The organism is Mesorhizobium sp. M4B.F.Ca.ET.143.01.1.1 (assembly GCF_004792275.1).
GTDB classification, from domain to species: Bacteria; Pseudomonadota; Alphaproteobacteria; order Rhizobiales; family Rhizobiaceae; genus Mesorhizobium; species Mesorhizobium abyssinicae.
Window position 1 is genome coordinate 37,444 of sequence record NZ_SRSR01000016.1, and the last position, 18,445, is coordinate 55,888.

General features: G+C 65.3%; 16 protein-coding genes. 11 read left to right on the top strand and 5 right to left on the bottom strand.

Features of this window, described 5'->3' with window-relative positions:
• Positions 1-66 precede the first annotated feature (66 nt).
• The 3 genes from EN786_RS28770 to EN786_RS28780 all read left to right on the top strand — a co-directional run bounded on the left by EN786_RS28770 (position 67) and on the right by EN786_RS28780 (position 2,590).
• The gene (locus EN786_RS28770; protein WP_127285869.1) at positions 67-1,089 is read left to right on the top strand and encodes a LacI family DNA-binding transcriptional regulator; all 1,023 of its coding nucleotides are present in this window, start codon (positions 67-69) and stop codon (positions 1,087-1,089) included.
• A complete protein-coding gene (locus EN786_RS28775; protein WP_127309657.1) occupies positions 1,086-2,066 on the top strand; it encodes a 2-hydroxyacid dehydrogenase in 981 nt (326 codons plus the stop codon). Before EN786_RS28770 ends, EN786_RS28775 begins: the two co-directional genes overlap by 4 nt.
• A 140-nt stretch (positions 2,067-2,206) precedes the next feature.
• Positions 2,207-2,590, top strand: coding sequence for a hypothetical protein (locus EN786_RS28780; protein ID WP_127309656.1), 384 nt, complete (start codon positions 2,207-2,209; stop codon positions 2,588-2,590).
• Positions 2,591-2,602: 12 nt separating this feature from the next.
• Here EN786_RS28780 and EN786_RS28785 read toward each other — a convergent pair whose 3' ends face one another.
• Positions 2,603-3,376: a gamma-glutamyl-gamma-aminobutyrate hydrolase family protein gene (locus EN786_RS28785; RefSeq protein WP_127309655.1), complete on the bottom strand. Its 774-nt coding sequence runs from the start codon at positions 3,374-3,376 to the stop codon at positions 2,603-2,605.
• 292 nt (positions 3,377-3,668) lie between these two features.
• Here EN786_RS28785 and EN786_RS28790 point away from each other — a divergent pair, with 292 nt between their 5' ends.
• Positions 3,669-4,778 (top strand): TRAP transporter substrate-binding protein, encoded by a 1,110-nt coding sequence (locus EN786_RS28790; RefSeq protein ID WP_127287189.1) that lies wholly within the window; start codon positions 3,669-3,671, stop codon positions 4,776-4,778.
• A gap of 112 nt (positions 4,779-4,890) precedes the next feature.
• On the opposite strand, the gene EN786_RS28795 is transcribed toward EN786_RS28790, so the two are convergent.
• The 4 genes from EN786_RS28795 to EN786_RS28810 form a co-directional block, all read right to left on the bottom strand.
• Positions 4,891-5,913, bottom strand: coding sequence for a zinc-dependent alcohol dehydrogenase family protein (locus EN786_RS28795; protein ID WP_127309654.1), 1,023 nt, complete (start codon positions 5,911-5,913; stop codon positions 4,891-4,893).
• Positions 5,914-5,932: 19 nt separating this feature from the next.
• On the bottom strand, positions 5,933-7,726 hold the full coding sequence (locus EN786_RS28800) for a TRAP transporter large permease subunit (RefSeq protein WP_127309653.1): 1,794 nt from the start codon (positions 7,724-7,726) through the stop codon (positions 5,933-5,935).
• A complete protein-coding gene (locus tag EN786_RS28805) occupies positions 7,723-8,328 on the bottom strand; it encodes a TRAP transporter small permease subunit (protein ID WP_127309652.1) in 606 nt (201 codons plus the stop codon). The genes EN786_RS28800 and EN786_RS28805 overlap by 4 nt, the downstream gene beginning before the upstream one ends.
• A gap of 186 nt (positions 8,329-8,514) precedes the next feature.
• Complete coding sequence (locus tag EN786_RS28810) at positions 8,515-9,420, bottom strand: branched-chain amino acid ABC transporter permease (RefSeq protein ID WP_135909152.1); 906 nt, start codon at positions 9,418-9,420, stop codon at positions 8,515-8,517.
• Positions 9,421-9,573: 153 nt separating this feature from the next.
• Here EN786_RS28810 and EN786_RS28815 point away from each other — a divergent pair, with 153 nt between their 5' ends.
• The 7 genes from EN786_RS28815 (at position 9,574) to EN786_RS28845 (ending at position 18,429) form a co-directional block, all read left to right on the top strand.
• Positions 9,574-10,182, top strand: coding sequence for a CGNR zinc finger domain-containing protein (locus EN786_RS28815; protein ID WP_127310633.1), 609 nt, complete (start codon positions 9,574-9,576; stop codon positions 10,180-10,182).
• Complete coding sequence (locus EN786_RS28820; protein ID WP_127310634.1) at positions 10,175-10,705, top strand: hypothetical protein; 531 nt, start codon at positions 10,175-10,177, stop codon at positions 10,703-10,705. The genes EN786_RS28815 and EN786_RS28820 overlap by 8 nt, the downstream gene beginning before the upstream one ends.
• A 205-nt stretch (positions 10,706-10,910) precedes the next feature.
• Complete coding sequence (locus tag EN786_RS28825) at positions 10,911-14,384, top strand: indolepyruvate ferredoxin oxidoreductase family protein (protein ID WP_135909154.1); 3,474 nt, start codon at positions 10,911-10,913, stop codon at positions 14,382-14,384.
• A 92-nt stretch (positions 14,385-14,476) separates the two neighbouring features.
• The gene (locus tag EN786_RS28830) at positions 14,477-16,792 is read left to right on the top strand and encodes an EAL domain-containing protein (protein WP_127282908.1); all 2,316 of its coding nucleotides are present in this window, start codon (positions 14,477-14,479) and stop codon (positions 16,790-16,792) included.
• A 167-nt stretch (positions 16,793-16,959) separates the two neighbouring features.
• Positions 16,960-17,715 (top strand): hypothetical protein, encoded by a 756-nt coding sequence (locus EN786_RS28835; protein ID WP_245478321.1) that lies wholly within the window; start codon positions 16,960-16,962, stop codon positions 17,713-17,715.
• A 173-nt stretch (positions 17,716-17,888) separates the two neighbouring features.
• Entirely contained in the window at positions 17,889-18,038 is a 150-nt protein-coding gene (locus tag EN786_RS28840; RefSeq protein WP_126057002.1) for a DUF3096 domain-containing protein, read from the top strand.
• Between the two features lie 166 nt (positions 18,039-18,204).
• Positions 18,205-18,429 carry an aa3-type cytochrome c oxidase subunit IV gene (locus EN786_RS28845; protein WP_126057003.1) on the top strand — a complete coding sequence of 75 codons (225 nt, stop codon included), beginning with the start codon at positions 18,205-18,207 and terminating at the stop codon, positions 18,427-18,429.
• The last annotated feature ends 16 nt before the right edge of the window (positions 18,430-18,445 follow it).

Genomic DNA, 18,445 nt, shown 5'->3' on the forward strand with positions numbered 1-18,445 from the left:
TTTGCCGGGGATCGATGGCATAAGAGCCGCCTTTAAACAGTTTAAATCGGTTCGGGGAGCGAAGGGCTGGCACAGAAGATCAAGCTTTCGACGATCGCGGATGCGCTCGGTGTGTCCACGGCCACGGTGTCGCTGGCGCTGCGCGACAGCCCGCTGGTGGCGGGCAGCACACGCGACCGCATCAAGGAACACGCCCGCGCCATCGGCTATATCTACAATCGCCGCGCCGCCAGCCTGCGCACCTCGCGCTCAGGCATTGTCGGCGTCGTCGTGCACGACATCATGAACCCGTTCTTCGCCGAGATCCTGCGCTCGATCGAAAGCGAACTCGACCGCAGCCGGCAGACCTTCATCCTGTCCAACCACTACGACCAGCTCGAAAAGCAGCGCACCTTCATCGACACGCTGCTGCAGCTCGGCGCCGACGGCGTCATCATGTCGCCGGCCATCGGCACGCCGGCCGAGGACATCGTCATGGCCGAGGACAACGGCCTGCCGGCGGTGCTGATCGCGCGCAGCGTCGCCGGGGCCGACGTGCCGGTCTTCCGCGGCGACGACGCCTATGGCACGGCGCTGGCCACCAACCACCTGATCTCGCTCGGCCACAAGCGCATCGCCATGATCGGCGGCACCGACCAGACGTCGACCGGCCGCGACCGTTACCAGGGTTATCTCAACGCCATGGAGGCGGCGGGGCTGGAGGTCAGGCCGTCCTGGCGCATCGCCGGCCCGCGCACCAAACAGGCCGGGTTCGAGGCCGCCGGCCAGTTTTTGGCGCTGAAAGACAAGCCGACCGCCGCCTGCTGCTGGAACGATCTCGTCGCCATCGGACTGATGAACGGCATCGCCCGCGCCGGCCTGGTGCCGGGCGTCGACATCTCGGTCACCGGCTATGACGATCTCGAGGAGGCGGCAATCGCGACACCGGCATTGACGACGGTCTGGAACGGCCAGCGCGAGGTCGGCCGCCGCGCTGCCAGCGCGCTGCTCGACAAGCTGAATGGACAGACGGTGCGGCCGTCGCAGGAACTGATCAAGCCGGAACTGCATGTGCGCCAGTCGACCGGCAAGCCGGTGGAGCGGGCATGACCAAGACCGAACAGCAGCCGGTCGCCATCCTGGTGCCCGGCCATTTCAACGACCATGCCGTCGGCCGCATCGATCGCACGTTCCGGCGGATCGGGATCGAGCGGGCCGATCCGTCGCTGGTCACCGACGAGATGCGCGAGACGGTGCGCGGCATCGCCTGCTTCGGCGGCATCAACGCAGCCCTGATGGACGCACTGCCCCGGCTCGAGATCATCGCGAATTTCGGCGTCGGCTATGATTCGGTCGACGCCCGCCATGCCGGGCAAAACGGCATCATGGTGACCAACACGCCGGACGTGCTGACCGAGGAGGTCGCCGACACCACGATCGGTCTGCTGATCAACACCGTGCGCGAAATGTACGCTGCCGAGAAATGGCTGCGCGACGGCGGCTGGGTGAAGACCGGCCACTACCCGCTGAGCCGGCTCACCTTGCGCGGCCGCAGCGTTGGCATCTTCGGCATGGGCCGCATCGGCCTCGCGGTCGCCCGCCGGCTGGAGGCTTTCGCCCTGCCGGTCTCCTACCACAACCGCCGCAAGGTTGAGGGCCTGCCCTACGGCTACCACGCGACCCTGAAAGGCCTGGCCGAGGCGGTCGACACGCTGATTTGCATCGCGCCGGGCGGCGCCCCGACGGAGAAGGCGATCAATGCCGAGATCCTGGCGGCGCTCGGCCCGAACGGCGTCTTCGTCAACATTGGCCGCGGCAGCACGGTGGACGAGGCTGCGCTTGCCGCCGCCCTTGCCAACGGCACCATCGCCGCCGCCGGACTCGATGTCTTTGCCGACGAACCGAACGTGCCGAGGGCGCTGCTCGAGGCGCCGAACACTTCGCTGCTTCCGCATGTCGGCTCGGCGTCGGAGCACACACGTCGCGCCATGGCGGATCTGTGCGTCGACAATCTCATCTCCTGGTTCAGCGAGCGCCGGCCGCTGACCCCGGTGCCGGAGACAGTTGAGGTCAAGCCGCGCGGCTGAGCCCGGTGGCTCCCCGCCATATTTCTTAGCGAACAGTTAACCATTTGGAATCACTATGCATACTTCGTTATGCATAGGCAGAGCCGAATGGTCGGCCAGGTTTGAGGCGCGCCGGCGCGCTTAATGTAGGGAGAGACGAGGTGAAAGTGCTTCCCGTGTTGGTGGCGGTTGCCGCGGTGGCGGGTGGCGCCCAGCTCTTTCGCGCCGGCAGCGGCGAAAGCATCGCCGGCGAAACGGCCCCGTCCAGCACCTACCGATTGACGGCCAATGGCGACGAAGCGGCTTGCGCCGTCCGGCGCGGCGCCGCGGTATCGGGCGGGCTGACGCTGCTGACGGTCGGCCCCAACTGCCGCAAGCTTTTGCCCGGCATTGAGCGGGCGAAATTCTGGCGCGAAGAGGCCGACGGCACGGTGGCCTTCAGCGCGAACGGCATCGATCCGATCGTCACCTTCAGCGTGGCCGATGGCGACGGCTACGAATCCTACGCGCCGGTCACGCCGCTTCTGGCGCTGAACCACGATTGAGGTTGGGCAGACCTACTCCGCCGCCGCGCGGACGCCTGCTTTCGCCGCCGCATGCAGGCGCACGGCATCGCCGAAGGCGCGGAAAATCCTGGCCGAGTTGTCGTCCGACTTGACCCAATATTCGGGATGCCACTGAACGCCGACCGCGAACGCGCGGGCGTCGCGAACCGACACCGCCTCGACCGTCCCGTCGGCGGCGAGCGCCTCGACTTGCAGTTTCGACCCGAGCCGGTCGATCCCCTGGCGATGCAGTGAATTGACCTTGATCTCGCCCGCGCCGAAGACGCCGGCGAGGCAGCTGCCCGGCTTGATCGAAATCGTCTGGTGGATGGCGAAGCGCTCGTCCTGATTGTCGCTCACCGGCGCGCGGTGGTCGAGCGATCCCTCGCGCTCCTGGATCTCGGTGCCCAGCGTGCCGCCCAGCGCCACGTTCAGCTCCTGGATGCCGCGGCAGATGGCGAGCAGCGGCACACCGCGCTCGATCGCCTTGCGGATCAGCGGCAGCGTGGTCGAATCGCGGGCCGGATCGTAGGGGCCGTTCCGCTCGCTGGCATCGCCGCCGTAGAGCGAGGGATGCACATTGGACTTCGAGCCGGTGACCATGACCCCGTCGACCGACGACAAGAGTTCGTCGAAGTCGAGCCGGTCGCCAAAAGACGGCACCAGCAGCGGAAACACGCCGGCGCCGACGAGCGCGGCTTCCAGATATTGCTGCGGGGCAGCATGCCAGGTGTAGTTGTCGAATTGGCGGACGTCGGTCGAGATGGCGACGAGCGGCTGCTGCATTTTGGATCCGGTTTCCGTTGAGAGCTAAGGAACTATTCTGCCTACAAAATAGGCGATCCCAAGGCGCTTTTCCATGACAAGTTTCGGCGCGTCGTATGGGCCACGCCACTGGCCGTTAGACTATAGTTGCAGGTTCTCGCCCAAGCCCGCGGATTTCCCGGCAATGCAGTTGCCAGGCGCCGCCGCCGCGCTGGACTCGACCTGTCGCCCGTGTATTGTCTCACCCAGGCCGAGCCGGGGTATCGAGGATTCCCCCGAAAGTTGGTCTGTTGATCCAAAAGGGAGGAACTTCATGGATCGTCGTTCATTCATCCGCAAGGCCGGCGTAACCGGCGTCGGCGCCGCGGCGGCGGCGGCCACGCTTGCCGCTCCGGCAATCGCCCAGTCCAATCCGAAGGTGACGTGGCGGCTGGCGTCGTCCTTCCCGAAGTCGCTCGACACGATCTATGGCGGCGCCGAAGTGTTCTCCAAGATGCTGTCGGAAGCGACCGACGGCAATTTCCAGGTCCAGGTGTTCGCCGCCGGCGAGCTGGTTCCCGGCCTGCAGGCAGCAGATGCGACCGCCGCCGGCACCGTCGAGGCCTGCCATACCGTTGCATACTACTACTGGGGCAAGGACCCGACATGGGCGCTGGGCGCGGCGGTGCCGTTCTCGCTCAACGCGCGCGGCATCAATGCCTGGCACTATCATGGCGGCGGCATCGACCTGTTCAACGAATTCCTCGCCACGCAGGGGCTTTTCGGCCTGCCGGGCGGCAATACCGGCGTGCAGATGGGCGGCTGGTTCCGCAAGCAGATCAACACCGTCGCCGACCTCTCCGGCCTGAAGATGCGCATCGGCGGCTTTGCCGGCAAGGTCGTGGCCAAGCTCGGCGTCGTGCCGCAGCAGATCGCCGGCGGCGACATCTACCCGGCGCTGGAGAAAGGCACCATCGACGCCGCGGAATGGGTCGGCCCCTATGACGACGAGAAGCTCGGCTTCTACAAGGTCGCGCCCTACTACTACTATCCCGGCTGGTGGGAAGGCGGCCCGACCGTCCACCTGATGTTCAACAAGGCCAAGTATGAAGAGCTGCCGGCGTCCTACAAATCGCTGGTGCGGACCGCGGCGCAGGCAACCGACGCCAACATGCTGCAGAAATACGACTTCCTCAATCCGGCGGCGGTGAAGCGGCTGGTGGCCGGCGGCGCCAAGTTGCAGCCGTTCAGCCAGGAGATCATGGCCGCCTGCTTCGAGAAGGCGAACGAGGTTTACGCCGAGATGGAAGCCTCGAACGCGCCGTTCAAGAAGATCTGGGAGTCGATCAAGGGCTTCCGCAAGGAGCACTATCTCTGGGCCCAGGTGGCCGAGTACAACTACGACACCTTCATGATGGTCCAGCAGCGCCAGGGCAAGCTGTAGGCTGGGCTTAGCCCCTTCTCCCCGTCACTATACGGGGAGAAGGTTCTGGCAGGGGATGAGGGGCGGCGCAGACTTCGGCGATTGATCGCCCCGGGCTTTGCAGGCGCCTTGTTCAGCCTGGCACCACCAGCACCTTGACCTCGCCCGACGCGGGCGGATTGGCGATCACCGCCGGCGCCTCCTCGAGCGATACCTGTCTCGATATCAGCCGGTCGACCTCGATCGCGCCCGAGGCGATGAGCCCGGCGGCGCGGCCGTGGGTGTAGGGGTTGAGGAAGGAGCCCAGAACCTTCAATTCGCGAAACAGCAGGTCGAAGGGCTCGAACGCCACCTGCATGCCTTGCGGCACGACCCCGACGATGACGACGGTGCCGCCGGCCTTCGCCAGCCGCAACGACTGCTCGACCGTATCGCGCACGCCGGCGCATTCGAACACCACGTCGACACCGCCCGGCACCAGCCCGTCTGGTCCGGCAATGGCATCGATAACGTCGCCGGCGCCTGGATCGACTGAGGCCGTCGCGCCGAGCTCCTCGGCGAGCGCGCGGCGCGAGGCCTGGCGTGTCGACAGCACGATGGTCTTCGCCCCGGCAAGCCTTGCCAATTGCACGGTAAGCAGGCCGATGACGCCGCCACCCAGCACGACGACCGAGCCGCCCGGCTTGATCGCGGCGAGGTCGACGCCGTGCAGGCAGCACGCCAACGGCTCGCAGAATGCGCCATGCGTCGGCTTGAGGCTCGCCGGCAGAAGGAAGGCCTGCTTCTGTGGCATCACGACATAATCGGCGAAGCCGCCGTCGCGATGAATGCCGATGGCATTGAGATTGCGGCAGAGGTTGACCCGCCCGGCATGGCAATGCGGGCATCGCCCGCAGGCGATGTTGGGATCGCCGGTGACGCGGTCGCCGACGGAGAAGCCGATCACCGACGACCCGACCGCTTCGACGATGCCCGAAAACTCATGCCCGGGCGTCACCGGCGGCTTGCAAGGAAACTCGCCGTGGAAGAGATGGCGATCGGTGCCGCAGACGCCGCAGGCCTCGATCCGCACCAGCAGATCGTCCGCACCGGCCGACGGCTTGTCGACCTCGCGCAGCGCTATGCTGCCGACGTCCTCGAGGCGAACCGCTTTCATAACTGTCGGGCCTCCCCCATCAATTGAAGTTCGGCGGCTGCGACAGATCGGGTGCCGGTGCCGCCGGCTTGGCGGGCGGCGTGTCGCCGAAGCTCGGTGGCTGGGACAGGTCGGTGGCCGGCGCTGCCGGTGCCGCCCCGCCAGAGGCCGGAGCCGCGGCGCCATCCGCCGGCGGCGTGCCGAGCGGCGTCAGGCCCGGCAGTTCCGGCACCTTGAGCTCGATGGTGCCCGGATCGACCACCGCGCCCTTGTAGTGCATCACCATCTGCGGGAAGGCGATAGTGAGCCCGATCATGATCACCTGGATGCAGACGAAGGGCACCGCACCCCAATAGATCTGGCCGGTGGTGACCGGCGCGATCTGCTTGCCGGTGATGCGGTCGAGATAGGGCACGCGCGCGGCGACCGAGCGCAGATAGAACAGCGCGAAGCCGAAAGGCGGATGCATGAAGGAGGTCTGCATGTTGACGCCGAGCAGCACGCCGAACCAGATCAGGTCGATGCCGAGCTTGTCGGCGGCGGGCGCCAACAGCGGCACGATGATGAAGGCGAGCTCGAAGAAATCGAGGAAGAAGGCAAGCACGAAGACCAGCGCGTTGACGCCGATCAGGAAGCCGACCTCGCCGCCCGGCAGCGAGGTGAGCAGATGCTCGACCCAGAGGTGGCCGTTGACGCCGTAGAAGGTCAGCGAGAAGACGCGCGCGCCGATCAGGATGAACAGCACGAAGGAGGACAGCCTGGTCGTCGCGGTCAGCGCCTGCTTGATCACATCCAGCGACAGCCGCCCCTTTGCCGCCGCCATGATCAATGCGCCGACGGAGCCCATGGCGCCGCCCTCGGTCGGGGTGGCGATGCCGAGGAAGATGGTGCCGAGCACCAGGAAGATCAGCGCCAGCGGCGGGATCAGCACGATGATCACCTGCTGCGCCAACCGGGACATCATGTTGATGTTCAGGCCCTTGTCGGCAATCGCCACGACATAGATCAGGATCACGCCGACGCAGGCGCCGAGAATGTCGGCATTGTCGCCATGCGCCGGCGCCAGATAGCGATAGGCGGCGTAGGACACAGCGACCGCAACCGCCAGCGCCACGATCAGCGACACCACGCCATGGCCGAGCGTGCGGGCTTCGAGCGGCAGGGCCGGCATCGATTTCGGCCGGACGATCGACATGATCAGGATGTAGAGCATGTAGATGCCGGTGAGGACGAGGCCGGGGATCAGCGCGCCGGCATACATGTCGCCGACAGAGCGGCCGAGCTGGTCGGCGAGCACGATCAGCACCAGCGAGGGCGGGATGATCTGCGCGAGCGTGCCCGATGCCGCGATGACGCCCGACGCCACACGACGGTCATAGCCGTAGCGCAGCATGATCGGCAGCGAGATCAGGCCCATGGCGATGACGGACGCCGCCACGACACCGGTGGTCGCCGCAAGCAGCGCGCCGACGAAGATGACGGCATAGGCAAGGCCGCCGCGGATCGGCCCGAACAGCTGGCCGATCGTGTCGAGCAGGTCCTCGGCCATGCCGGATCGCTCCAGCACGATGCCCATGAAGGTAAAGAACGGGATCGCCAGCAGCGTGTCGTTCGACATCACCCGGCTGCCGTAGAAATTGTCGGGCAGCGCATGCAGCAGGGGCCAGGCCAGGTTTATCGAGCCGCCCGAATAGGGCGACAGCAGGACGCCGATGGAGAAGAACAAAAGGCCGTTGGCGGCGAGCGAGAAAGCGACGGGGTAGCCGATCAAAAGGAAGATGATCAGCGAGGCGAACATGATCGGCGCCATGTTCTGGGCGATGAACTCGATCATGGACGCACCTCGCCGGCGAGCGCCTTGGCTTCTTCGGCGAGTGCTTTCGCCTCGAGTTCGGCCTGCTCATGCGCCGATATGAAGGGATTGGGATCGTCCATGTCACCGCGCATGATGGCGATCTTCTTGATGATCTCGGAGATGCCCTGCAGCGCCAGCAGGAAGAAGCCGACAAGCAGGATCGCCTTCGCCGGCCAGACGATCAGCCCGCCGGCATTGGTCGACATTTCGCCGCTGCGGAAGGACAGCGACACATAGGGCACGAAATAGATCACCATCAGGGTGACGAACGGCATCAGGAACAGCATGTGGCCGAGCAGGTCGATCCAGTGCTGCACCCGGCGCGAGAACATGCCGTAGACGATGTCGATGCGGATATGGTCGTTCTGCTTCAGCGTGTAGGCGGCGGCCAGCATGAAGGCGGCGCCGAACAGATACCATTGCAATTCAAGCCACGCGTTCGACGATATGTCGAAGACCTTGCGGATGATCGCGTTGCCGGCGCTGACCAGGATCGCCAGCAGGATCACCCACGACACCCATCTGCCGATGAACTCGTTCACACGGTCGATCGTTCTGGATAGAGCGAGCAGCCCTGCCATGCATTCCTCCCTGATGTCGGAGGCGCGCCGGCTCCCCTTATTTTCCGACGTGCCGCAGTGGCCCAACGGTATGCCGTGCGTGGCACGGCGGGTCAACACGGCAGAGGGGCGGTCAACATGGTTGTGAGACGGGGACGCCGGCAAACCGCCGGCTAGCGGGGCACGATGCAACCAAAGTCTGATAGGTCAGGCGATTTTCTGCTGATCGCGGCCGGCGCCGATCAGCACCAGCATGGCGACGAGGAACAGATACATCCAGGCATCGCGCCATTCGAGCGGGAAATAGCCGGCCCACAGCGATTCGGCCATGCCGAAGGCGGCGGCACCGAGCGCGGCTCGCGGCGGCGAGAGATAGCCGCCGACCGCCGTCACGAAGAGCACCTTCAACCCGTAGACCAGGCCGGTGCCGAAGCTGATGTTGCCGTAGTAGATGCCGGCCAGCACGCCGGCGAGCGCGGCGCAGAAGCCGCCGAGCAGAACCGCCTGGCGGAAGACCGAGCGCACGTCGACGCCGCACATCGCCGCCGCCCTGGGATCGTCGGAGACGGCGCGCCAGGAGCGTCCGAACCGGGAGCGGGCGAACGCCCAGGCGGCAAGCGCGATGGCCGCCAGCACGGCGGCGCAGTCGAGCAGCTGGATCAGCGTCAGCGTCGCCTTGAAGCCGTCGTGCTCGGCGAAGACGACCGGCACGGCCAGCATCGGCGGCAGCCACAGGTCGTGCGTGTCGGCGGCGATGCGGCTTGACTCCGAAAGCACCAGCAATACGCCCAGCGTCGTCACCACGATGGCGTTGGGCGAGCGGTCGGCCAGCGGCTCGAAGACGTTGCGCGACAGGACGCGGCTGATCAGCGTCGCATAGAGGAAGGCCGCAAACACGCCGAGCGCGACAGAGGCATAGAGCGTCAGCCAAAGCGCCTGGTAGCCGAAGGCGGCGGTCAGGATCATTGTGTGGCCGCAGAAGGCGAAGACCGCGCCATAGGCGAGGTTGGTGCGGTGCAGGATGCCGTTGGTCAGTACATAGCCGAAGGCGAGAAGCGCATAGAGCGCGCCCGAATGCAGCCCGTTCAGAACCTGCTGGAAGAAATAGAGCATGCGCAGACCTCGGAGCATGTCGCCCAAAAGTGCCTAGCGGTTTTGGGGCGACGACATGCTCGAAACAGGGGCAGCGGCAACTCGCAACCCTGCGCGGAACGTTGCATTCGGAATCTAACTTGTCAAACGCGATTTATCGGTTAGGTTTCTGTCATGACGGTATCCTGGACCCCGCACCGCTTCACCGGCGGCATTCTCGCGCTCGACACCGCGAACACCGTCGTGCTGCGCAACGACCCGGAGAAGACCTTCGACCGTTTCGACAATCCGGCCGAGATCGCCCGTTTCGCCGAGGCGGCGAGCGGCTTCCGCGCCAGCGAGCTCGGCGGTCGCAAGCTGGAAGCGCCGGCGCCCGCGGCGATCGCACCGGTGGTGTTGTCGATCCGCGAGACCACCGACCGCCTGTTCCGCAACGCGGTGGCAAAGGGCGCGATCGCCACCGGCGACCTGCCCGATTTCCTGGCAGCCTGCGCCGACGGACTGGCGCAAAGCCGCACCGAAATCGGCGCTTCGGGGCAGCCGTTCGGCGACCCGGCGACACCGATGGCCTTCGAGTCGGCGCTGGCCGTCTCGGCGCTGTCGCTGCTGCGCGAGGAGACGGTCGCGCGGCTCAGAATCTGTCCCAACTGCAGCTGGCTGTTCGTCGACCGCAGCCGCAATTCCAGTCGCCTCTGGTGCGACATGGCGGTGTGCGGCAACCGGCAAAAGGCAAACCGTTATTACCGCCGCCGCACGGCGGCCAGGGAGGCTACCGATGTCTAGGAAAAATTCGCGCTCGATCGTTCTCGGCGCCGCTCTGCTGACGGTGGCGGTGCTTGGCGCCTGCCGCGATTCCGGCAAGGAGCAGCTGTTCGCCATTTCCGGCAAGCTGTTCGAGTTCAATTACCGGCTGGGCATCGCCACCTATGTCGTCACCCTCAACCCGCTGCGGCCGATGGGAGAAGGCCAGGTTGCCGTGGTCAGCTTCCAGAACCCGGCCGGGGGAGATCCGATCATCGTCAACCAGAAGATCTGGCCCAAGCTGCCGCATATAACGCTGACCAGTCCGCCGCTCACCTGCGTGGTCAAGGACAAGCCCTATTCGATCTCGATCCGCATCGAAGACGCCAATGGCACGCTGCTGCAGAGCTTCGAGACGACGCTGACCTCGTCGATGGATCAGTCGGTGCTGCCGGACCGTCCGCTGGTGGTCGGGCCGGTCTACGAGCTCAACAAGGACATGATCGGCCATGTCGACGGCAAGCTGCCGGGCGAGCCCAAGCCCGATTGCTCGAAGGCCGCCTGAGGTTCAGGGGCCGGAATTTTCGTGCTCGGCTGAACCGCCCCCGGTGCCGTTGCATGCGTCAACCGCCGCCGATTTGACCGTTTGTTGCGCGTCGTCTGGCACCTGCGATTTCGTTTGACCTCTCCGGCAAGGGGAGAAAGACTGCGGCGTCCCACTCCGACGTAGGCCGCGCGATTCCGTGCGCCCTCCGCGAAGGAAATGCCTGATGACGCTGCATGACGTCGCGCTCGACGACAAGTTCGACCTTGGCAAGGAGCGCATCTTCCTTTCCGGCGCGCAGGCCGTCATCCGCATGCTTCTGATGCAGCGCGAGCGCGATCGCCGCGCGGGGTTGAACACCGCCGGCTTCGTCTCCGGCTATCGCGGCTCGCCGCTCGGCGGCCTCGACATGCAGCTGTGGAAGGCCAAGAAGCAGCTGGCGCAGTCCGACATCGTCTTCCAGCCCGGCCTCAACGAAGAGCTTGCCGCCACCGCCTGCTGGGGCACGCAGCAGGCCGAATTGCTGGGCGAAGGCACGCATGACGGCGTCTTTTCGGTCTGGTACGGCAAGGGGCCGGGCGTCGATCGCTCCGGCGACGTGTTCCGGCACGCCAACCTCGCCGGCTCGTCGAAGCATGGCGGCGTGCTTGCCCTGATGGGCGACGACCACATGGCTGAATCGTCGACCAACGCGCACGCCACCGAATTCCTGTTCGTCGACACGATGGTGCCGATCCTCAACCCGGCCGGAGTCCAGGAGATCATCGACTACGGGCTCTACGGCTTCGCCATGTCGCGCTTCGCCGGCACCTGGGCGGCGATCAAATGCGTCAAGGACAACATCGAATCGACGGCCTCCGTCGACGCCTCGCTGGAGCGGCTGAACATCGTGGTGCCGCCGTTCGACATGCCGCCCGGCGGCCTCAACATCCGCCACGAGATCGATATGCTCGGCCAGGAGGAGCGGCTGCATGAGTACAAGCGCAACGCGGCCTCCGCCTTCATCCACGCCAACGGGCTGAACCGCATCATCTATTCCGGCGGCCGCAATCCGAAGCTCGGCGTCATCACCATCGGCAAGAGCTATCTCGACGTACGCCAGGCGCTGGAGGATATCGGCATCGACGAGGCGGCGGCCAACCGCATCGGCATCCGGCTGTTCAAGGTCGGCTGCCCGTGGCCGCTCGACCTGCAGCATGTCGCCGACTTCGCCCTCGGCCTCGACACCATCGTCGTCGTCGAGGAGAAGCGCTCGCTGATCGAGGTGCAACTGCGCGAAAGCCTCTACGGCACCGCCAGCCAGCCGGCGATCGTCGGCAAGAAGGACGAGCGCGGCGACTGGCTGTTCCCGGCCAAGGGCGCGCTCGATCCGAACGAGATCGCGATCGCGCTCGGCGAGCGGATCCTGCGCACCATCGGCCCGTCGCAAGAGATCGCGGCGCGGGTGGCGAAACTGCGCCAGTTCCAGGCCATGCTCGCCGATACAGTCGACATCGGCTCGCGTACGCCCTTCTTCTGCTCCGGCTGCCCGCACAATTCCTCGACCAAGGTGCCGGACGGGTCGCTGGCCGCCGCCGGCATCGGCTGCCATTTCATGGCGCTGTGGATGGACAGGAACACCGTCGGCTTCACGGCGATGGGTGGCGAAGGCGCGCAGTGGGTCGGCCAGGCGCCATTCTCGAAACGCGACCACATCTTCCAGAATCTCGGCGACGGCACCTACAATCACTCCGGCGCGCTGGCGATCCGCTTCGCGCTGTCGAGCGATGCCAACATCACCTACAAGATCCTCTACAACGACGCTGTCGCCATGACCGGCGGCCAGCCGCATGAGGGCGGGCTGACCGTCGACATGATCGCCAGGCAGGTGCGGGCCGAAGGCGTCGAGCGCATCGCCATCGTCACCGACGAGCCGGACAAATACGCGGGGAAGGCCGACTTCCCGGCAGGCGCGACCATCCATCACCGCGACGACCTCGACCTCGTCCAGCGCGAATTGCGCGGGGTCAAGGGCATCTCCGTGCTCCTCTACGACCAGACCTGCGCCGCCGAGAAGCGCCGCCGCCGCAAGCGCGGCACCTTCCCCGACCCCGACAAACGCATCTTCATCAACGAGCTGGTCTGCGAGGGCTGCGGCGATTGCGGGGTGCAATCCAACTGCGTGTCGATCCAGCCGGTCGAGACCGAATTCGGCCGCAAGCGACGGATCGACCAGTCGAGCTGCAACAAGGATTTCTCCTGCGTCAACGGCTTCTGCCCGTCGTTCGTCACCGTGCACGGCGCCAAGATCAGAAAGGCCGAGGGCATCGCCGGCAGGACCGACCCGCTCCATGGCGTGCCCACCCCGGCCGAGTTCCCCCTCGGCGCGCAGGGATGGGCCGGGATCATCGACGGCGTCGGCGGCACCGGCGTCGTCACCATCGGCGCGGTGCTCGGCATGGCGGCGCATCTCGAGGACAAGGGCTGCGGCATGATCGACATGGCCGGCCTCGCCCAGAAGGGCGGCTCGGTGTTCACCCATGTGCGCATCGCACGCACGCCGGACGAGATCCACGCCATCCGCGTTTCGGCGGGGAAGGCCGACCTGGTGCTCGGCTGCGACCTGGTCGTGTCGGGCGCGCAGAAGGTGCTGGCGGCGGTGCGCGAGGGCCATACGATCTTCCTCGCCAACACCGCCGAGATCATGCCCGGCGAATTCACCCGCTCCGCCGACTTCTCGCTGCCGGTCGAGCGGCTGAAAAAGGCGATCCGCACTGCCGCAGGCGACGGCAAGGCGCATTTCTTCGACGCCACCCGCACCGCCACCCAATTGTTCGGCAACTCGCTCGGCGCCAACATGTTCATGCTCGGCTTCGCCTTCCAGCATGGCGGGCTGCCGCTGTCGGCCGAGGCGGTCGAGAAGGCGATCGAGCTCAATGGCGAGGCAGTGGCGATGAACGTCGCCGCGTTCCGCTGGGGCCGCCGCGCCGCGCATGAGCCGGATTTCGTGCGCGGCCTCGTCAGCCAGCCGGGCAAGGCGGCCGCCGCGCCCGCCGAGACGCTGGACGAGATCATCGCCCGCCGCGTCGCTTTCCTCACCGCCTATCAGAACGCAGCCTACGGCAAGCGCTATGCCCAAAAGCTCGCCGCGCTGCGCCAGGCCGAGGGCAAGGCGGCGCCTGGCTCGACGGTGGTGACCGAGGCCGCCGCCCGGAACCTTTTCAAGCTGATGGCGATCAAGGACGAATACGAGGTGGCGCGCCTCTATATCGACGGCACCTTCGCCGCCGAGCTGTCGAAACAGTTCCAGAGCTACGACAAGCTCGAATTCCATCTGGCGCCGCCGATGCTGGGCCGGCGCGGCAATGACGGCCGCCCGAGGAAATCGAATTTCGGCCCCTGGATGATGAAGGGGTTTCGCCTGCTTGCGGCGCTGAAAGGCTTACGCGGCACGGCTTTCGACATCTTCGGCCACAGCGCGGAAAGGCGCATGGAGCGGCAGCTCCTGGCACAGTACGAGGCCGACCTGGAGTTGATCGCCGGCGCGCTGGCGCCTGGCAGGATCGAGGCGGCCACCGCGCTTGCCTCGGTGCCGGCGCTGATCCGCGGCTACGGCCACGTCAGGCAGGCGAGCGCCGAAAAGGCTGCCGGCGAGCGTTCGAGACTGCTGGAGCGCCTGGCGAAAGCGCCGGCAAGGTCGGGACTGCAGGCCGCCGAGTGACCCCAAAAGCGCCCGGAAACCAGGCGTTTCAGCCCAGGCTAAAGATTTTTTAATGGGACTATGGCAAGGCTGGGGCTCAATGGGCGCCAGTAATGGGCAGAACAAAAACCGATAACATCCCTGTGGATGTTTATATCCAGTTTGTGCGCTCGTTGTTCGACAACGCGCACATGCTGGTCATCGGCGCGAGCTGCCACGCCGTCGTCAGCCTCATGGTCTACTGGCGCAACGGCCAGCCGGTTTTCCTGGCGCTCGCCGGCGCGTTGCTCGGCGTCGGCGTCTGGCGCTACTTCAGCCTGCGGCGCTTCCATCGCTCGGGCGGCGAGATTCGCGACGCCGCCGATGCAACGAAATGGGAGCGCGAGTACATCCTGAAGGGTAGCCTGCAAGGGCTGCTGCTGGGGATTTTTTGCTTCATATCCATCTATGTCTACTCGGATTCCTATGCCGAGATCGGCGCGTTGTCGGTAACGCTGGCCTCCCTGGTGACCGTCGTTGGCCGAAATTACGGCTCGCCGCGCATGGTCATGATCTTCGCAGTGACCTTCGTCGGGCCTATCGCTGCCGCCCTCATTCTCAGGGTTGACATCCCCTATGTCGTGCTCGGCCTGCTGATCATCCCGTTCATGTTCATCATCAAGGGCAGTGCCGACCACGTCCGCAATGTGCTGTTCTCGGCCGTCGTCGGGCACAAGCAGGCAAGGCAGCTCGCGCAGCGCTTCAACCGCGCCCTCAACACCATGTCGCATGGCCTGGTCATGCTTGGCCCGGACGGCAAGGTGGTCGTCGGCAATGCCGAGGCCGCGCATCTGATGTCGCTGAAATCGCCGGAGCAACTGCTCGGGCGGTCGATCCATTCGCTGCTGATGCGCGGCGTTGCCGGCGGCATGCTGGCGCCGAAGGACTGCCGCTATGTCGAGGCGCAGCTGACGCGCGCGCTGCGCGAGGGACGCGACCGCAAGGTGCTGGTGTCCTTCTCCAACGGCCAGCACTTCGAATTCTCGGCGCGCGAAGGCAGCCAGGACCTTGGCGTCATCACCTTCGAGGACGTCACCGCGCGTGTCGAGGCGGAGGAAAAGATCCGCTTCATGGCGCGCTACGACAACCTCACCGGCCTGCCCAATCGCGCCTATTTCCATGAGCTCGTCGGGGAACTGATGGCCTCTGGCGACCGGGATCGCCTGTGCGGCCTGTCGGTGGTCGACCTCGACGATTTCAAGAGCGTCAACGACACGCTCGGCCATCCCGTCGGCGACGGCCTGATCTACGCCGTGGCGGAACGGCTGGCAGCCGTTGCCGGGCAAGGCATCACCGTCAGCCGCTTCGGCGGCGACGAATTCATGATCTTCTTCGATCGCATCGAGGACGAGAGCCATCTGACCGGCCTGCTCGACCAGATCTTCGCCGACCTGCAGGGTGAAGTCGACGTCGCCGGTCACGGGCTGCGCATCCAGGCCAGCGCGGGCGCCGTGCTGTCCAAGGTCGCGGACACCGACGTCGATGCCATGATCGTCAAGGCCGACCTTGCGCTCTACAAGGCCAAGGAGCTCGGCAAGAACAACTGGCGGCTGTTCGAGGCTTCGATGGACGCCGCCTTCCGCAACCGCCAGCTGATGAAGGCTGACCTGCGCAGCGCCGTGGAAAGCAAGGGCCTGCGCGTTGTCTATCAGCCGATCGTGTCGATGCACACGATGCGCATCGCCAGCTGCGAGGCGCTCTGCCGTTGGGATCATCCCGATCTCGGGCCGATTTCGCCGAGCATCTTCATCCCGCTGGCCGAGGAGATGGGCATCATCTCCGAGATCAGCACCTTTGTGTTGCAGGCGGCCTGCGCCGAGTGCGCCAAATGGCCGGACCAGACCAGCGTCTCGGTCAATCTGTCCGCCAAGGATTTCCGCAACCACGACGTCATCCAGAAGGTCCGTGACGCGCTGGCCGCTTCCGGGCTCGCGGCGGGCCGCCTGGAGATCGAGGTCACCGAAACCGCGCTGCTCGACGACAAGTCGCTGACGCGGCAGTACATCGAGGAGCTGAAGCAGCTCGGCGTGCGCATCGCCCTCGACGACTTCGGCACCGGCTATTCGAGCCTGAGCTATCTGCACAAGCTGCCGCTCGACAAGATCAAGATCGATCGCTCGTTCCTGATGGACGTCACCCAGAACCCGCGCTCGCTCGACCTCCTGAAGGGCGTCGTCGATCTTACGCGGATCCTCGGTCTCACCGTCACCGTCGAAGGCGTCGAAACCTTCGAACAGCTCAAGATCCTGCTGCATTCGGTCAAGCCGGACCTGGTCCAGGGCTTCCTCTTCGGCGCCGCGCTGAGCGCGTCGGGCATCGAGACCATGTCCAACGTGACCTGGCCTTTCGCCGCTGAGTTGCGGCCGGCCGCGAAGCTCGCCGCCACCTGAAATATCCCCCGAAACGCCCCGAAGCCGCGCATTCTTTGGGTTTAACCATTTGTTAACGTTAATTTAGGGTAAACTCAAAAGCTCGGAATTTCGCTTCTGGTTCTTTCGCCTGTTCGCTATGGTCCTTTTGCGGCGGCACGAGGATTTACAAAGTGGAAGCTCAGTTGGTGGGTACGCCTCTGGCGGCGGCTAAAGCCAGGGGTCAGCAGCGTCCCTCGGTGTTTTCAGATCACATCATGGAAGTTCTGGAGCACATCGAGTATCGCCTTTGCGACGGCGCCGAAGACCTCGAGGCAATCTATCGGCTTCGCTACAATTCCTACCTTCACGCCGGCATGGTGAAGCCCGATGCTTCCCGCATGGTGAAGGACAGCTTCGACGACCTTCCCAATTGCTATCGCTTCGGCGTGTTCTTCGACGGCTCGCTGGTCAGCACCATCAGAATTCACCATGCCAACGCGAAGCATCCAGTTTCGCCCAGCACCGATGTCTTCGGCGACGTGCTGGCGCGGCGCCTGGCGGCCGGCGAGACCTTCGTCGATCCGAGCCGGTTCGCCGCCGATCTCGAATGGTCGAGCAGCCTGCGGGTGCTGCCCTATGTGACGCTGAGGCTCGCGGTGGTCGCCTGCAGCCATTTCAAGCCGACCTATTGCCTGACGGCGATCAAGGAAGAGCATTCCGCCTTCTATCATCGCATCTTCCGATCCGAGCAGGCGGTGCCGCCGCGGAACTATCCCGGCCTGACCGTTCCCGTGCATCTGTTCCAGTCGAAGTGCTCCGAGAACATGCAGGCGACGCTGGATCGCTTCCCGTTCTTCAACTCCACGACGTTCGAACAGCGCATGCTTTTCCAACGCCCCAAGCGGGGCGAGTTGGCGCCGCTGACCATCCTGCCGACCGCCAAGTATTTCGAGGCGGCCTGACTCCCGCGGCTTTTTTTGCGCCTGTCGCCGTGCCGAAACCCGCGACATTTTCTTCGGCGACATGCGTCGGCTGGAGCCTTCCGGGCGCGCCGGCGTTGTAAGTGGCGACAGCCACCACCTGCAGATTGTATCGCCACGGATTGGCGATCACCGCTTTTGGAAAGGACCCCGACATGACCATTTCCGCGCTTACGCTGACCCCGTTGATCTCGCTGATCGCCGGCGTGCTGATCCTGGTCATGCCCAGGCTGTTGAACTACATCGTCGCGCTCTATCTGATCATCGCCGGCTTGCTCGGACTGTTCCCGCATCTCGCCGGCTGAAGGTCTGAAGGCCGTCATCGCCCCTTCACGGCCAGCGGGCCGGTCGGGGTCGCGGTCTTCAACTTTCCTTTGAGGCTGTTGTGCCGGGCGATGCGGCAATAGCGCCATTGCTCTGCGTCCAGCTTTTCGCTATGTGCCTCCAAGATGTCTTCGAAGGGGTATTCCTATGGCTGATCACACGCCGACCGGTCCTGTCGAACTGGGCGCGAAGATGGACTATGCCGAGCATGACCGCACCTATGCGGGCTTCCTGGCGCTGGCCAAATACGGTTCGCTCTTTTGCCTCGCCGTGATGATTTCCATGGCTTTCGGCTTCTTCGTGGGCGGCTTCTTCTCGGCGGTCATCCTCTGGGCCGTGATCCTGGCCGCCGGCTTCTTCATTCTCCGGTAGACTTTCCAAACCCTTT

Excerpts from the sequence above, each read along its gene's own strand:
- EN786_RS28775 (WP_127309657.1), top strand. The coding sequence starts at position 1,086 with ATGACCAAGACCGAACAGCAGCCGGTCGCCATCCTGGTGCCCGGCCAT.
- EN786_RS28785 (WP_127309655.1), bottom strand. The coding sequence starts at position 3,376 with ATGCAGCAGCCGCTCGTCGCCATCTCGACCGACGTCCGCCAATTCGAC.
- EN786_RS28790 (WP_127287189.1), top strand. The coding sequence starts at position 3,669 with ATGGATCGTCGTTCATTCATCCGCAAGGCCGGCGTAACCGGCGTCGGC.
- EN786_RS28795 (WP_127309654.1), bottom strand. The coding sequence starts at position 5,913 with ATGAAAGCGGTTCGCCTCGAGGACGTCGGCAGCATAGCGCTGCGCGAG.
- EN786_RS28800 (WP_127309653.1), bottom strand. The coding sequence starts at position 7,726 with ATGATCGAGTTCATCGCCCAGAACATGGCGCCGATCATGTTCGCCTCG.
- EN786_RS28805 (WP_127309652.1), bottom strand. The coding sequence starts at position 8,328 with ATGGCAGGGCTGCTCGCTCTATCCAGAACGATCGACCGTGTGAACGAG.
- EN786_RS28810 (WP_135909152.1), bottom strand. The coding sequence starts at position 9,420 with ATGCTCTATTTCTTCCAGCAGGTTCTGAACGGGCTGCATTCGGGCGCG.
- EN786_RS28815 (WP_127310633.1), top strand. The coding sequence starts at position 9,574 with ATGACGGTATCCTGGACCCCGCACCGCTTCACCGGCGGCATTCTCGCG.
- EN786_RS28820 (WP_127310634.1), top strand. The coding sequence starts at position 10,175 with ATGTCTAGGAAAAATTCGCGCTCGATCGTTCTCGGCGCCGCTCTGCTG.
- EN786_RS28825 (WP_135909154.1), top strand. The coding sequence starts at position 10,911 with ATGACGCTGCATGACGTCGCGCTCGACGACAAGTTCGACCTTGGCAAG.
- EN786_RS28830 (WP_127282908.1), top strand. The coding sequence starts at position 14,477 with ATGGGCAGAACAAAAACCGATAACATCCCTGTGGATGTTTATATCCAG.
- EN786_RS28840 (WP_126057002.1), top strand. The coding sequence starts at position 17,889 with ATGACCATTTCCGCGCTTACGCTGACCCCGTTGATCTCGCTGATCGCC.
- EN786_RS28845 (WP_126057003.1), top strand. The coding sequence starts at position 18,205 with ATGGCTGATCACACGCCGACCGGTCCTGTCGAACTGGGCGCGAAGATG.